A 14,646-nucleotide genomic window follows, 5' to 3' on the forward strand; every position below is an offset into this window, starting at 1 on the left:
TTCCGTAAACCGCGCCGCTAGCGGTCAGAAGCGTGTCCGAACATAACCATCTCGGACAGGCTCCCAGGCGGGCGTCGGGATCAGCGGCCCGCCGCAATGGCCTCCAACCGCTGTTGAAGGGGTGCAGACCGTGGGTGACTTACGGCTTTTTGAATAAGAATGTCCATGGGCCCAACGGCTTTGCCGTAATAGAGTTGGTTCCAATCGCTGCGAACCCTGAGCACTGATCCTTCCAAGGACAAACCGGCATAGAGGCCTTTGGCCTTGGCAAAAGACAAAATATCCGCGCTGAGGTTGTGGGGCGTTGCCCCTTCCATGCTCATCCCCACGGGCCCGACGGCCACCGCAGCATCGCCCCCCAGCTTGAAGGTGGACGAATAAAAGGCTTCCACGCCTCGCTCGGTGCGCACCATGAGCAACACCTCGGCGGCATTGGCTCCGATCTGCAAACCAATACTCGCCCCTACCAAAGTGTAGAACACCGGCTCACTCCACCGGCCTGTTTGTGGCTCACGGGCCAGAAAAACCCCGGACCCTCCGGACCCGCCGATAATAAATCCCCCTTTGAGAAACTGGGGAACAATGAGCACGCCTCGAGCGTATTTGAGATAGTTCTTGAGCCATGAGAAGTTAGGATCGGAAGTCAGACTGTCCAGGGTCACCCGTGCCCGTTCCACAAGGGCCTCCGGGGCGCTCATGGCCCCAACCTTCGAAACCGGCAACACACTCAGCCAGGCGGCAGCCATCACGGCCGCAACCAGGATTGCAACCTTTCTTTGCATCACAGCCTCGCGAAAGTCGGAATCCGTGTCGGTTGATCGGCGGGCCGGGGAGGTTTTCACCAGGACCCGCAGTGCCCATGCATTTTTTATTCTTTTATGCCATGGACCCACGCAGGGCTCCAAGCTTTTTCACCATAGGCTCCTTTGCGTCGGAAGGAGTCTTGTTCATGGAAGCTTGTGCGAAAAGCTTTTTTCAAGCTTCACAAGGGGCCTGTCCGAAAATGCAGTCGAAGGATTCCGTAAAGCTCATGTGGGCTACCAAGCATCATCGCGCCATGCCTTTCCAAGGGACGGCCTTCTGATGGTCCGTAAACTTTCGGAGCGCAAGGTCGCGCTCCTTTAGTTGGGATAGGCGGATCCTTAGGACCCGGTCTGCCAGTGGTTTTGTCGCCTCGTTTCGGGTTAGCTCGGACACGTTCGGACAGCCCCCTAAGGACGCCCCGTGTCAGCCTTTTCTTAAGGCCTGCGAGGATCTTGCATTTTAGACGCTGGTTTTGTAGGATAACACTTAACTGCCAAATCTATCTCATTCTGTTGTGAGCGGCAGTTAAAGATCAAAGGAGGCGCCCCATGAACGAACTGCTCGCCCCGGGCGGCAGTCTTGAAATGGTGGAAGGGGTTTTGAAAAGCGGAGCCAATGCGGTCTACGTGGGCTCGAAAGGTTTCAGTCGCCGCAAATGCGCATGGGAAATGGAAGATTCTCAAATTTGGGAAGCCATTGAGATGGCCAAACCTTTTGGCGGCAAGATTCGCGTTGCGCTGAACGCGGAAATTCCCGAAGACAAGCGCATGCTCGCCCTGAAGAAGATCGCCAAGTACGCCGCATGGGGTGCCGAAGGTGTCATCGTCAAAACCCCGGCGGTCATGCAGATGGTGTCGGAAAATTTTCCTCAACTTGTGATCCATGCCAGTGTGGGCTGCAACATTCAAACACGCTCTCAAATCGCTCAGTACAAAGCCTACGGTGTGCATCAGATTGTGGCCAGCACGGAAATCGACACCGTGGAAAAACTGCGCCGCTTCAAGGGCGACGCCGATGCGGAAGGTGTGGGCACGGAAGTCCTGATTCATGGCAATCGCTGCGTGGGGGGCGTGGGCAACTGCAGCTTTCACGAACTCATCAGTGACTCCTATATCAAGAAGATCTATTATGACGAAGACGGCAATGAAATCGTGGAATATGAAGGCTGGCCTGATCGAAGCGGCAGTTGTTTTCGTCTGTGCCTTTTGACCGACGAGCAGAGGGAAAAGGTACTCAAAAAGCGCGGGCGAAGTGATCAGGAAATTCAAAGCATCAACGAGCGCATTCGCCGTCATCCTAATGTGGCTTTTGCCATCAACGGCAAGGAACTCTGGGATTATATGGACCTCGGCCTGACCACGCTCAAGGTTCAAGGCCGAGAATATGCCGTCAGCTTGATCAGCCGCATGATCGCCCTGTACCGCGCCCTGATTGATGCGCATCGCGCCGGAAAACCGCACGACGATCCACACCTTCTTCCACTGCAACAAGAACTGGACGCCATCGCTCTGGACCGAGACCGGGCGCGAATGGAAAAAACACGGGAACTCCATCGAAACATCAAAGGGCTTTTCGCCTAAGAACCCGCTTTGTGCATGCCTTTTGGACGTCTTTTTCCACTTCGTGGATATACGAGCGCCGCACGCGACACTCCGGCGCCCATGCCCAGGGCCCTCCAAGAAGGCCACCTGATGGTGCGGCGACGCCGCGATACTCCATGGGGCTGTCCTCATTCTTCCACCCGAAAACCTTAAGGTCAGTATCGTCAATTCCTTGACGGCTTATTCGAGCCATCCCTTGCCAGAATCATGGCGTTTGCCCTCCACAGGGGTTTTGTCTGCTGCAAACACCGGTGTCGTGGCAAAAGCCCTTGAAGCCGCGCGTTGGCGCAAGCGTGGCCTTTGAAAACCCGGAAAACGGTCCGCTTGAGTTTACACCGTCTTCCATGAAGCCGTGGCCTCATTTCAGTCTGGTATACCGGTTGCTAGATCGAGAAGGGGGACGGTCCACAAAAATCGGCGAACCGTTCTGACGTTCGAACCCGACGTTTGAAACGGGTGGCTGTGGTGCGTTGTTTTTGTGTCCGTGGTTAAGTGGTCAAAGGCGGTTGAGAGGAAAAATCCTCATGCGTCACAAGACGGTGTGCGCTTTGGTTTTGCCCATTTTGACAAGCTTGGCTGTTCCGGGGTGGAGTAGCACCGTCGTGCATGGCGTTCGCATTGGTCTTCACCCGACACACACACGACTTGTGCTGGACTGCCAGGGGGATCGCTCCCTGAACGTTGAACGTCAATCGCCCCAGAAATGGGTTGTGTCCTTTGATAGGGTGGAAACTCCCCAGGGGGAAAAGGCCCTTTCTCCACGACCTCGAGGAAGAATTCAAAAACTGCAGTGGGTATCCAAAGGATCGTCGGCCGTTTTGGAGGTCTACCTCAAGGCTCCGCTCCTTGAAGCGAAAATTTTTACCCTGGAGGACACGCTTCGCGCACCCGACGGCTATCACCTGGTGATCGACTTTGGATTGCCCGGCGTGTTTTCATGGGCCTATGAAAAAAGCGATAAGCCTGTGCCCCGTGAGGAGGCATCAGAAGCGGAAAAGACCAAGAGGACTCCTGAGCCGCCGCCTTCTGCTTCCAGTGGCGAAGCCCTAGCCTCTAACAGCTCCAACACCGTGCCCCCACTCAAGCCCCTTCAACCCACGACGAGCACGCCCTCGGCAAAGATCACCCGTTCCATCGAACCTCAGTCCCTATACGACATGGCAGATTTGACCTACGAGGAGCTTCGAAGCGGCCTTCCGCAGACGGCAGAACAGATTTTAGCCGCCTATCAAAACGCCCTTCAAAAGGATCCCGGGAATCCTCGGCGGGCTTCAGCCTTGTTGCGTATGGCCCAGACTTTGGATGGGGCCGGAGATGTGAAAAAAGCGGAACGCTTCTACCAGCGTCTCATTGACGAACATCCTCAAGACCAGTTCACGGGCTCGGCGTGGCTTCGTCTGGGAGAAATCCAGGCAAGCCGGGGAAATCTTATCGACGCCCTCAAAGCGTATCGCGAGGCAGAAAGATTTTCTTTGACAACTCCCGAGTTCCTTCGAGCGCGGTGGGGTACAGCGCAGGTATACCTGCAATCGGGAAAGGCGGCTGAAGCCCTGCATCTGCTCAAGCGCCTGCTCGAAGAACATCCGGACGCCTACTTAGAAAAACCGGAAATCGATCGAACACTGGGTGAGGCTGCCTTCGCCCTAAAGGATCCAGCGGCCAGTCGCTCCTTTCTGATGCGATACATCAATTTGGCCTCCGACATTCCGGACAAGGACATCGTGCTGGCGCGCATCGCTGAAACCTACCTTCATGAAGGCAATCGCACGCAGGCGGAAAAACTCTTTGCCTATATTCAAGTGCATTACCCCGATTCCGAAGGGGATGTCATCGGGCGGCTTCGCAAAGCCGAGTTTTATGAAACCCAGGGCCCTGAATTGCAGGAGGAGGCCTTCAAGATTTACGGCGACCTGGAGTTTCGGCTAACTAAGGGACCTCTGAAACACTTTGTGCAGTTCAAGTTGGCCTATGGGGAGTTTGCGGCGGGACACTACGAAAAAAGTCTGGAACGCATCGACAATGTTCTGAAATCGGCTGAGAAGGCACCCGTTAACGACGACCTGCGCCTCCTTCGTCGCAAGGTTCTGCAGGCGCTCGTAAAGAAACGTTTTGAAGCGAAAGATGCCAAGGGCGTACTGTCTTTGTATTCGGAAGACCCCTTTGCATTTCAAGACGGCGAGGCGCTTGAGGCGCTGGTGTATGTGGCTCAGGCCTATGAAGCGCTGGGCTTCTATGCAGAAGCCATGGGCCTTTACGAAAATCTTGCTCAAAAAGACCCCAAGCAGCAATGGCAACTGGCCGTCGCCCGCATGGCCTATGAAATGGGCAATTTGGAAAAAGCCCATGCCCTGTGCCTGTCTCTGACCGACCCCGCCGTTGTGGATGCCAAGGAAATGCTCTTGATCCGCATCGCCTTTGCCAGAAAGGATTATCCCACCGTCTTTCGCGTCGGCGAGTCTTTCGCCAAGCGCCGTGGCGGCGTCGCCCATTGCCCGGCAAATGTGGCGGCCATGGTGGCTCTCAGCTTGTTTGAGATGGAAAAGGATGAGGCGGCCATGACATGGGCTGAACCTTCTTTTGGCACTTCAGACTGGCAGGATGCTTCATTGCTCGTGGTCCTAAGCCTCAAAGCCAGTCGATACAGGCAGAAAAACCGCATGTACGATCAGGCCGTTCAATTGTTGGACCAGGGGATACAGAAAGTGCGCTCAGAGGACCTGCGCAACCAGCTCCTTTACGAAAAGGCTTCCCTGCTGCTCGAACAGGGCAAGCGGGAAGAGGCTGAAAAGATCCTCTCCGATCTTCTGCAATCGTCCAAAGAGCTGTGGAAAACCGCCGCAAAGCAGAAACTTGACTACCTTCAGCTGCGCCCATGGAATTTCTGGACGTTGGAAAAAGATGTGAACGCCTCATGATTGCCGACGACGCGCAACGCCGCATCTTAAAAAAAGGGACGCCCAAAACAATGCACGTCGCCTTCTTAGAAAGCCAGCCCACAGCCGGGGAATCACTGCGCCATGTGGTGGAAAACCTGGGGCACCGTTGCACTGTGGTGCGGACCCTCAGCCACGCCTGGGCTCTTGTGCACGAAGACCCGCCCTACGTGGTTTTTGTCACCTTGAACGACTCGAACAAGGACGCTCTGCAGTTTCTTGAAAAAGTTCAGTCCCTGGACGATCCTTTTCCCGTTATCGTGCTCAGCCCTCAACCCTGCTTAGAAGACGCCGTGCAGGCCATGCAGAGGGGTGCTCAGGATTTTTGGGTGCTTCCCGTCGATGAGGAGCGCGTGCAACAAACCTTGCTGTGGCTTGAAGAACGCCGCAAAGCCAACGAGACCAGGAAAAGGGTACCGTCGACGACTTCCGGTGACAACATTGTCACCAGCAATCCCGCCATGTTGAAATTGAAAAGCATCGCCCTGAAGGTGGCCTCAAGCCATGCCACGGTTTTCATTCAGGGAGAAAGCGGAACGGGCAAGGAACTCTTCGCCCGCTTCATCCACCGCCATAGTCGCCGAGCGCGGGGTCCGTTTCTGGCGGTCAATTGCGCGGCGCTTCCGGAAAACCTTCTGGAAAGCGAATTGTTCGGCTATGAAAAAGGCGCCTTTACGGGAGCTAATCGCCTGCGAAAAGGTAAGTTTGAATTGGCTCATCAAGGAACACTGCTTCTGGATGAAATCACAGAGATTCCCATCCACCTTCAAGCCAAACTTCTGCGGGTCCTTCAGGAAGGGGAAATCGATCGGTTGGGAGGGCGCTATCCTGTGCCCGTCGACGTCCGCGTCGTCAGCACCACGAACGTGGATGCGGCCGCCGCCGTTCGAGAACAACGCTTTCGCAAAGACCTTTACTACCGCCTGAACGTGATCCCTCTGAAGATCCCCCCGCTGCGGGAGCGCCTGGACGATATCCCCGTTTTGGTGAATCACTTCCTCCAACGCTTTCAACAAACCCTCGGCACCTCCACGGTTAAAGCTTCACCGCAGGCCTTGAAAAAACTTCAAGACCACCCGTGGCCCGGAAACGTTCGGGAACTGGAAAACGTGCTGCAAAGGGCGGTGCTCCTTTCCGATAACCCCGTCCTGGAACCCGAAGACCTGGAATTCGATCCTGTGGAAACCCCGCAGGACGCGTCGCCCCTGCCCCTCATGAGCCTTGAGGAAATGGAGCGGCGCATGATTCAAAAAGCCCTGGCCGACACCGACGGCAACCGCACTCGAGCCGCGCATATTCTGGGCATCAGCGTCCGCACGCTCCGGAACAAACTCCACGAATACGCCCAAGACCTTCCCGACAATTATTAATACGGCTCGCCATTTTCTTGACACGGTTCAAAGGATCAGCATGCGTCAATCTTCTGGCGACCCTTAGGGCCTTCTTGAACGCATGTCAATGCCCAAGAAGCCAAAAATGCGGCTCTCTGATTCAGGAGCCTGTTCGAGAACACCTGCAGTCGGAGCGGCGCGAGCTACGACGCCTTATCGCGGCTTGTGGCGCTCCTACAGAATGAAATGAGAACGGGCCCGAAAAGCCATTTTCGGACAGACTCCCAGTATTTTGCCCACCGTGCCTTCGCGATGCGGCGGGGACGGTCCACATCCCTCGGAAAACCCTTTTCGACAAGGCCTTGAGACACACAAGGGATGTCGGAGCATGGCGTGGCTGGTATGAGCCTTGCTTCTAGGGGGATTGGATCGTCGATGGCAGGACAGTTCAGGAGGAGGAAGTCCAATGGCGGATGTGCATCCCATTGATCGCACGGTGAGCCTCATGCAGGATCGGCTCAACCTCAACGCCCTCAACCAAAAGGTGGTGGCGGCCAATGTGGCGAATATTAACACGCCTCGCTATGTGGCCAAGCGTCTTTCCTTTGAAGACGCGCTTAAGGAGTCGCTGGAGGAAGATACTGTTTCCTTGGTGAAAACTTCCCTAGCCCATCGGGATCCCAGCTCGGTGGAAGAAATCATGAAACAGCCGGAAATGGTGGAAACCGGACCTGTGGATTTGGATACCGAGATGGTGCTTTTGGCCCATAACAGTGTTGAGTACCAGTTTATTCTGACCATGCTCAACAAGAAATTCAGCCTGTTGCGCACGGCAATTGAAGGAGGCCGCTGATGGACTTTGAAACCGCCATGAGAATCAGCGCTTCGGGGCTTCGGGCGCATCGAGCGTGGATCAATGTACTTTCGGCCAATTTGGCCAACATCAACACGACCCGAACGCCTGAAGGCACCCCCTATCGGCGGCGAACCCTCATCTTCGAGAGTGTGCCGCAGGACGAGAGCTTTGAGGCCGCCCTTCGAGAGGCCATGGAAGGGGAACTGGAGCGCGTGGAGGTATCGGCTGTGGTGCCCGATGGGCGGGACTTCAAGACGGTCTACGACCCCAACCATCCGGATGCCGACGCCGACGGCATGGTGCGAATGCCCAACATCAATCCTGTGGAGGAGATGGCCAACATGCTCAACGCCGCCCGTTCCTATGAAGCCAACCTGGCCGCCCTCAACACGGCCAAGACCCTGGCCCTTCGGGCCCTGGAACTGGGCCGCTGAGGCCCATTAGGAGGCAGAGTCCATGCGCATCGAAAAGCCTTGGAGTCCGATCCACAGCCCTTATGAGCCGCTCCCCGGCCAAACCGCACCGGGACAAGGGCCTTCCTTTGGGGAGGAACTCAAGGCCGCCGTGCACCAAACCAATGAGCTGCAAAACCAAGCCGAAGAAGCGATGAAAAACGGGGCCCTGCGCGGCGCGGAAAACATTCATGAAACCATGATCGCTCTTCAAGAAGCGGAAATCGGCCTCAAAATGCTGGTGCGTTTTCGGGACAAGGCCCTGGAAGCTTATCAGGAAATCATGCGAATGCAATTCTAGTCCCGGGAAAAGGAGTCTGGTGATCCATGGAGAAACTTCGGCTTCTTTTCACCCAAGCGCGCCGGAGCTTTACAAGCCTTTCTTTGCCCCAGAAAATCCTGTCCATCGGTTCGATTGTGCTTCTTGCAGGAAGCTTGGGGTATTTGGTTTACGCCGTCAATCGGGTCGAATATGCGCCTTTGCTGTCCGATCTGTCGGAGACCGAGCTGGCTTCCATCGTCGATGTGCTCAGGAAAAAAAAGATCCCCTACAAGCTCTCGGGATCCCATGCTGTGTCGGTCCCCAAGGAAAAGCTTTATGAAACCCGCTTGGTGCTGGCTTCGGAAGGGCTGCCTCGAGGATCGGGCATGGGCTTTGAGATCTTTGACCAGCAGCGCTTGGGCAGCACGGAATTTGTGCAGCAGATCAATTACCAGAGGGCCCTGCAAGGGGAATTGGCTCGAACCATCGCCCAGATGGAAGAAGTGCAGGAATGCCGGGTGCACTTGACCCTTTCGGAAGAAACCCTTTTTAAAGAAGACCAGAAGCCGGCACGAGCCTCCGTCTTTTTAAAGCTCAAACCGGGATCCAAACTGGGCGCCAAACAGTTGCAAGCCGTGGCTCATTTGGTATCCAGTGCCGTCAAAGGCTTGGATCCTGAAAACGTCACCATCATGAGCACCGATGGCAAGGTTTTTTACCGCAAGGAAGGATCTGCGGATGATCAGTCCATGAGCCCCACGCAACTGGAAATCAAGAACCGTCTCGAAGAAGACCTGCGATCCAAGGTGGAAGGCATGCTCGCCCGCGTGGTGGGCGCCGACAAGGTCACGGCACAGGTCTCCGTGGAACTGGATTTCAGTCGCTTGCAAATCGCCGAAGACATCTATGATCCGGACAGCGCGGTGGTGCGCAGCCAGCAAAAGACTTTAGAAAACTCGCAAGGCGCGGCCCCCCAGGCGCGAGGCAATCCGGACGCCCCAATCAACATCGAAGGCAACGTTTTGCAAGCTGAAGAAAAACAGTCAAAAATTTTCAATCGTCAAAAAGAGACCGTTAATTACGAAATCAACCGGGTGAGCCGCCAGATTCTGCGAGCACCTGGGACTATTAAGAAACTTTCCGTGGCCGTCATTGTGGACGGACCTTATCAGACGCAGCCGGGACAAAACGGGAGCGCGGAAAGGGTCTTCGTGGGCCGAAGCCCTCAGGAAGTCAAAACCCTGGAGGATCTTGTCAAAAAGGCTGTGGGATTTGACGAGGCTCGAGGCGATCAGGTGACGGTTTCCAACGTGGCTTTTGCTGCGGAAGAACAAAATGTGGGCGCGGTTTCCGTGGCCAACAAATATGTTGCACTCCTCAAAAAACACCAGCAACTTCTTTTCAACGTGCTTCTGACCCTGCTGGTTTTTCTCTTCGTCGTGCGCCCCTTCATGAAGCGCTTTCAAAAGATGGGCGAAGAAGGCGCAGGGGCTCAGACGTCCCCTGCCCTTCCAGAAGGAGCAGCCGAAGAACTCATCGAAGGGCCGCGCGTTCTTCCTCTGCGCGATCAAGTGGTGGCCCTTGTTCAGGAAAACCCTATGCAGGCGGCACAGGTCATTCGAGCGTGGATGCGGGAGGAGGCGTAAGCCATGGCCAAGCTGACGGGTGTGCAAAAAGCGGCGGCGGTGCTTTTGGCTCTGGGCGAGGTCGGCTCAGCCCTAATTCTCAGGAACCTGACCCCTCAGGAAATCCAAAGGCTCGGATCCCAAATGGCCCGCATGGAAAATGTGACCAAAGAAACCGTCGATGAACTGCTCAAAGAGTTCCTTCAACACCTGGAAAAGGAACCCGCGGTTCAGGTTCCTGGAAACATTCTGCTGAAAAAGCTCTTGCCCGCCGTCTTGCCGCCGGAAGAAGCCGGAGCGGTCTTGAGCAAAATTGAAGAAGAAAATAACAAAGTGCCGTTCAAAAACCTTCAGGATGTGGATTCTCGAGTTCTCGCCAATTTCATCAAGAATGAACACCCACAGACCATTGCCATTATCCTCGTGCACCTGGAACATGAAAAGGCGAGCGAAATCTTGTCGCTTCTTCCAGACAACCTTCAGTTTGAAGTGACCAAACGCATCGCGACGCTGGAAACGGTCCCTCCGGACTTGTTGCGCGAAGTGGACGAGGCGCTGGAAAAGGAACTCCTGTCCATGGCCGAGGAAGGCTACAAGGTGGTCGGAGGCGTACAAACCGTAGCGGAACTTCTCAACCGCTGTGACCGCCGCACCAGCGACGGCATCCTTCAGGCCCTGGAAGACTACGATGCAGAACTGGCTGACAGTGTCCGTAATCTCATGTTCGTCTTCGATGACCTCGTGAACGTCAACGATCAGGGCATTCGAGAGCTGCTCAAGGAAATCACCAACGAAGACCTCACCTTGGCCCTCAAGACGGCCTCGGAAGACGTCAAGAACAAGGTCCTGAAGAACCTGTCCCAGCGCGCCGCGCAAATGCTCACGGAAGACATGGAAGTCATGGGCCCGGTTCGGCTCAGCGACGTGGAAGCGGCGCAACGCAACATCCTGAATGTGGCTCGAAAACTGGAAAAAGAAGGTCGGCTCATTTTGGCCAGAGGAGACGGCGGCGATGCCCTCGTTTAAGGTGCTTAAAGGAACCGGCCGTGCCAACGTGTCCCGTTTCTCCTTTGAAACCTTTGACCTGGAATCTTCACGGGAATGCGGCTTAAAGTCATCCGAAGCTTCGTCGCCCCCGGAAGATTCGGCGGAAGCGGCAGCCAAAAACCCCTTGGATGAACTGGAGGAATTGGTTCGACTGCGCCTTCTGGAAGCCGAAAGGCGCGCGGAAGAACTGGAAAGAGAAGCCTATCAAAAGGGGTATGAACAGGGACAAAGGGATGGTTACGCGTTTGGAGCCAGCGCCGTTGAGAAGGTTCGTGAACGCTTGGACACTTTGGCCACCTCTTTGGAGCAGATGCATCAGCAGGTGCTCCGCGAGTATCGCCACTGGCTCCTTGAAGCGGCCTTAACCCTCAGCCGGCATCTCTTGACGGCGGCGGTCGGTATCAATCCGAAGGTCCTGGAAAGCTTGGTGGATCATATTCTGGAACAGATGGATCGATCCCAGGCGATCACCATCGTTCTCCATCCCAACGATCGCGATCTGTTGGAGAAACACGGCGTGTTGGAACGATGGCTCTCGCCCCCGCCGCTAGGACAGAGTCCTTTTCGAGTCACAGTTGATTCAAGCATTCAGCGGGGCGGCTGCCGCGTGGAAAGTGCGCTGCAGGAGATTGATGCCCTAGTGGAAACACGCCTGGAAAACCTCCGGGAGGTTCTTTTCAGCCATGCCTCCTGAAAACGCCACCTCCGTTCCACACCATGACAGGCTCAGCCTAAACGGTGTCCTTTCCCGCGTCTCCCAGGCACCGCTATGGAAAACTTACGGCAAGGTGTCCGCCGTCGTGGGAAACCTTATTGAGGTTGTAGGGCTGGAAGCCACGGTGGGGGATATCTGTCGGATTTTTCCCAAAGACAACGCGGAGCCGGTGGTGGCCGAAACCGTGGGCTTTGTGGGACGACGCTTGAAGCTGAGCCCCCTTTCGCCCCTTCGGAACTTGGCGCCGGGGGATCGTGTCACCGTGGATGCCAAATTCTCTTCCTGTCTGGTCTCGCTGCAGTTGCTGGGCCGCGTCATCGATGGCATGGCCCAGCCTCTGGACGGCGCCGGCCCCATTGTGGACGGGATCCCCTATCCCTTGCGTCCCAGCACACCCAATCCCCTGAACCGGCCCATCATTTCGCAACAGTTGGATGTAGGCATTCGCGCCATCAACGGCTTGCTGCCCATCGGCAAGGGGCAACGCATGGGCATTTTTGCCGGATCGGGCGTGGGCAAAAGCACCCTGCTAGGCATGATGGCCCGCTACACATCGGCCCCTGTCAATGTCATCGCGCTCATCGGGGAACGAGGCCGCGAAGTCAACGAATTTCTGGATTCCGAGCTGGGCCAAGAGGGAAGGCGTCGTTCCGTCGTAATCGTCGCCACATCGGATCAGCCGGCCACCTTAAGGGTGCGCGCCGCGTATGTGGCCTGTGCCGTGGCGGAATTCTTTCGAGATCAGGGAATGGACGTTCTCTTTATGATGGATTCGGTGACACGGTTTGCCATGGCCGCCCGAGAAATCGGCCTGGCCGCCGGAGAACCTCCGGCCACCAAGGGATATCCTCCCAGCGTCTTCGGACTGCTGCCCCAACTTCTGGAACGGGCAGGAAGCTTTGACAAAGCCTCCATAACGGGAATCTACACAGTCCTTGTGGAAGGCGACGACCTGGATGATCCCATTGCCGACACCGTGCGCTCCATTCTCGATGGGCACATCGTGCTGGACAGGGATTTGGCGCACCGGCGCCACTATCCGGCCATCGATCCCTTAAAAAGCGTCAGTCGTTTGACGGACCGCATTCTGCATCCTCAGATCAAGAATCTAGCCACCCGCTTTATCGAGATTCTGGCGGACTATAAACGCAGTGAGGACATGATTCAAATCGGGGCTTACGTACGAGGAAGCCATCCCCCGACGGATTATGCCATTCAAATGATTGACAAGCTCAACGATTTTCTCAAACAACCTGTGGAACAATGCTGCACCCTTGAAGAAGCCCATCAAACCTTGCAAGCCCTTTTTGAAGAACAGTAGGGAAAAGCGCCGTGGTTTTCGTCTATCGATTTGCCAAGCTTTTGGAGCACCGCCGGGTGCAGTTTCGCGAAGCCCAAGTGGCCTTGGCCCGCGCCGTGGAACAGGCATCCCATATGGACCGACTGCTGGCTGAAACGGCAAGCGCTTTGGAAAATTGTCGGCATCGTTGGGCACAACGCACCACGGAAGGGCTGCCCCTGGGGGAACATCTGGCTTTTGAGCGCTACCTTTCGGACCTGGAACGGCGATTGCTACAATTGAAAACGGCCAGGGAGCGCGCCTGGCGCGTTGTTCACGAAAAGCAAAAGCGGCTCATGGAACAAGACCGAGAGGTGAAAAAGCTAGAGCGGTTGCAAGAGGTCGATTATGAAAAGTTTCAAAGGGATCAGAAAAAACGCGAACAAAAGAAACTCGATGCCTACGGAGTCCGGCTCGATCTTGACCCCCTCATGCGAAACTTCCCCTAGCCCCTCTCGCCACCAAGCTCATGCGCCAAAGGACCGAGAAAAACGCCCCTTCATCAAGCTCACTCTAGCGTTACTGGTGCTCCTGGCTGCCGGCAAGACGACCATCACGGCGGTTCGCCTGTTTCCCAGCCACATTTTCAGCTTCGCGGGGCCCACCCATTCCATCAGCGTTCCCGAAGTGCACGCTCAACAAACCCCTGCTGCGGCCTCACCACCTGCTGTGGCCGAGCCACCAGCTTCCCACACGAAGGCGCCACGAGTGGAAAGCGAGGATCATTTTGTGACTCTGGAAACATGGGCTGCCCTTCGAGAACAAAAAAAGATTCTGGAAACCAAGGAAATGGAGATTAAGGAGAGGGAAGCGCGGCTTCGAGAGATGGAAAAAGAAATCGAAAACCGCCTGAAAGAACTCATTGCCGTTCAAGACAAAATCAAACAGGCGCAGCAAGAAATTCAGGCCTTTCGAGAAGAACGGGAACAGGCTCGAAACGCCCAGGTTCAAGCCCTGGCCAAGATCTATGGAAACATGAAGCCCAAAGATGCCAGCCAGCTTTTGGAAACTCTGGAAGAGTCCCTTGCGGTCAAGGTCATCAGCCTCATGAGCCCAGATCAGGTGGCCAAGATTCTCGCCTCCATGGAGACGAAAAAAGCCGCCAAGCTTTCCCGAGCCCTCACCGCGCGCTGAGGCCACGGATCGCCAATCTTAGCCAATCTTAAATCAAGGCGCTGTTTTCCCGCAGAAAAAGGCACCATCCGGGCGACAAAACAGCCTTGTGTCAAAGCGTACCATAAGACGCGATTCCTTCTCCCTGTCTCAAGTCCCTGGACATCGCCAATCCTCATTCTCATTGCAGCCAAGGGCTCCGGCAGGTTGCTTTTTCGGCCAAGCTCGGGCTGCGTGGAGCATTAACCTGGAAACGCGAGTGTCATGTTCCGTAGGGTAGGCTGTTGAAAAGTCAGCAAAAGCCCGAAAGGATTTCAAGGCTTTGGGGGATCATGGTCAAAGGTTGTCCGCAAGATCGAACCGCGCGTGCTGCGCGACCCCGGCGGGGCGTTCTCGACGGTTTTTTTGGAGCGCTCCGTCCGCAGTGAAAAGGCGCTGGCGGCTGCGCCAGTTCTCCCGCCCTGCCAACCAGCAGATCGACGAACCCTACCCCTACATGCTCGTTGATGCGGGCTATGCGTAAGTGCGCGAGAGCAGACAGGCCTAGGCCGACTCCCTACCGGGCAAC

13 protein-coding genes are annotated in these 14,646 nt (G+C 55.8%); 12 read left to right on the forward strand and 1 reads right to left on the reverse strand.

All coding sequences use genetic code 11. The annotated features are described in order from the left end of the window. Window positions 1–80: 80 nt before the first annotated feature. Complete coding sequence (locus ACUVSA_RS10690; protein ID WP_445894798.1) at window positions 81–698, reverse strand: lipid-binding SYLF domain-containing protein; 618 nt, start codon at window positions 696–698, stop codon at window positions 81–83. Window positions 699–1,352: 654 nt separating this feature from the next. Between ACUVSA_RS10690 and ACUVSA_RS10695 the strand changes: the two genes are divergently transcribed. The 12 genes from ACUVSA_RS10695 (at window position 1,353) to ACUVSA_RS10750 (ending at window position 14,099) form a co-directional block, all read left to right on the forward strand. After that, a complete protein-coding gene (locus ACUVSA_RS10695; RefSeq protein WP_445894799.1) occupies window positions 1,353–2,384 on the forward strand; it encodes a peptidase U32 family protein in 1,032 nt (343 codons plus the stop codon). Between the two features lie 545 nt (window positions 2,385–2,929). Next, window positions 2,930–5,320 (forward strand): tetratricopeptide repeat protein, encoded by a 2,391-nt coding sequence (locus ACUVSA_RS10700; RefSeq protein WP_445894800.1) that lies wholly within the window; start codon window positions 2,930–2,932, stop codon window positions 5,318–5,320. Beyond that, entirely contained in the window at window positions 5,317–6,708 is a 1,392-nt protein-coding gene (locus ACUVSA_RS10705) for a sigma 54-interacting transcriptional regulator (protein WP_445894801.1), read from the forward strand. The genes ACUVSA_RS10700 and ACUVSA_RS10705 overlap by 4 nt, the downstream gene beginning before the upstream one ends. A 427-nt stretch (window positions 6,709–7,135) precedes the next feature. Then, entirely contained in the window at window positions 7,136–7,522 is a 387-nt protein-coding gene (flgB, locus tag ACUVSA_RS10710) for a flagellar basal body rod protein FlgB (RefSeq protein ID WP_445892313.1), read from the forward strand. Continuing rightward, entirely contained in the window at window positions 7,522–7,959 is a 438-nt protein-coding gene (gene flgC / locus ACUVSA_RS10715) for a flagellar basal body rod protein FlgC (protein WP_445894802.1), read from the forward strand. The genes flgB and flgC overlap by 1 nt, the downstream gene beginning before the upstream one ends. 22 nt (window positions 7,960–7,981) lie before the next feature. Beyond that, entirely contained in the window at window positions 7,982–8,278 is a 297-nt protein-coding gene (fliE, locus tag ACUVSA_RS10720; RefSeq protein ID WP_445892315.1) for a flagellar hook-basal body complex protein FliE, read from the forward strand. Window positions 8,279–8,304: 26 nt separating this feature from the next. Continuing rightward, entirely contained in the window at window positions 8,305–9,885 is a 1,581-nt protein-coding gene (gene fliF, locus ACUVSA_RS10725) for a flagellar basal-body MS-ring/collar protein FliF (protein ID WP_445894803.1), read from the forward strand. Window positions 9,886–9,888: 3 nt separating this feature from the next. Next, a complete protein-coding gene (gene fliG / locus ACUVSA_RS10730) occupies window positions 9,889–10,890 on the forward strand; it encodes a flagellar motor switch protein FliG (RefSeq protein WP_445894804.1) in 1,002 nt (333 codons plus the stop codon). Beyond that, window positions 10,877–11,605, forward strand: coding sequence for a FliH/SctL family protein (locus ACUVSA_RS10735; RefSeq protein ID WP_445894805.1), 729 nt, complete (start codon window positions 10,877–10,879; stop codon window positions 11,603–11,605). Before fliG ends, ACUVSA_RS10735 begins: the two co-directional genes overlap by 14 nt. Further along, on the forward strand, window positions 11,595–12,947 hold the full coding sequence (locus ACUVSA_RS10740; protein WP_445892319.1) for a FliI/YscN family ATPase: 1,353 nt from the start codon (window positions 11,595–11,597) through the stop codon (window positions 12,945–12,947). Before ACUVSA_RS10735 ends, ACUVSA_RS10740 begins: the two co-directional genes overlap by 11 nt. 11 nt (window positions 12,948–12,958) lie before the next feature. Then, window positions 12,959–13,414, forward strand: a complete 456-nt coding sequence (gene fliJ, locus ACUVSA_RS10745) for a flagellar export protein FliJ (RefSeq protein ID WP_445894806.1) — start codon at window positions 12,959–12,961, stop codon at window positions 13,412–13,414. A 259-nt stretch (window positions 13,415–13,673) separates the two neighbouring features. After that, window positions 13,674–14,099, forward strand: coding sequence for a MotE family protein (locus tag ACUVSA_RS10750; RefSeq protein WP_445894807.1), 426 nt, complete (start codon window positions 13,674–13,676; stop codon window positions 14,097–14,099). Window positions 14,100–14,646 lie beyond the last annotated feature (547 nt).

The sequence above is a fragment of the Desulfosoma sp. genome (genome assembly GCF_052743555.1).

Coding starts and splice junctions, on each gene's coding strand:
- ACUVSA_RS10690 (WP_445894798.1), bottom strand. CDS start 698: ATGAGCGCCCCGGAGGCCCTTGTGGAACGGGCACGGGTGACCCTGGAC.
- ACUVSA_RS10740 (WP_445892319.1), top strand. CDS start 11,595: ATGCCTCCTGAAAACGCCACCTCCGTTCCACACCATGACAGGCTCAGC.
- fliF (WP_445894803.1), top strand. CDS start 8,305: ATGGAGAAACTTCGGCTTCTTTTCACCCAAGCGCGCCGGAGCTTTACA.
- ACUVSA_RS10735 (WP_445894805.1), top strand. CDS start 10,877: ATGCCCTCGTTTAAGGTGCTTAAAGGAACCGGCCGTGCCAACGTGTCC.
- fliE (WP_445892315.1), top strand. CDS start 7,982: ATGCGCATCGAAAAGCCTTGGAGTCCGATCCACAGCCCTTATGAGCCG.
- ACUVSA_RS10700 (WP_445894800.1), top strand. CDS start 2,930: ATGCGTCACAAGACGGTGTGCGCTTTGGTTTTGCCCATTTTGACAAGC.
- fliG (WP_445894804.1), top strand. CDS start 9,889: ATGGCCAAGCTGACGGGTGTGCAAAAAGCGGCGGCGGTGCTTTTGGCT.
- ACUVSA_RS10695 (WP_445894799.1), top strand. CDS start 1,353: ATGAACGAACTGCTCGCCCCGGGCGGCAGTCTTGAAATGGTGGAAGGG.
- ACUVSA_RS10705 (WP_445894801.1), top strand. CDS start 5,317: ATGATTGCCGACGACGCGCAACGCCGCATCTTAAAAAAAGGGACGCCC.
- flgB (WP_445892313.1), top strand. CDS start 7,136: ATGGCGGATGTGCATCCCATTGATCGCACGGTGAGCCTCATGCAGGAT.
- flgC (WP_445894802.1), top strand. CDS start 7,522: ATGGACTTTGAAACCGCCATGAGAATCAGCGCTTCGGGGCTTCGGGCG.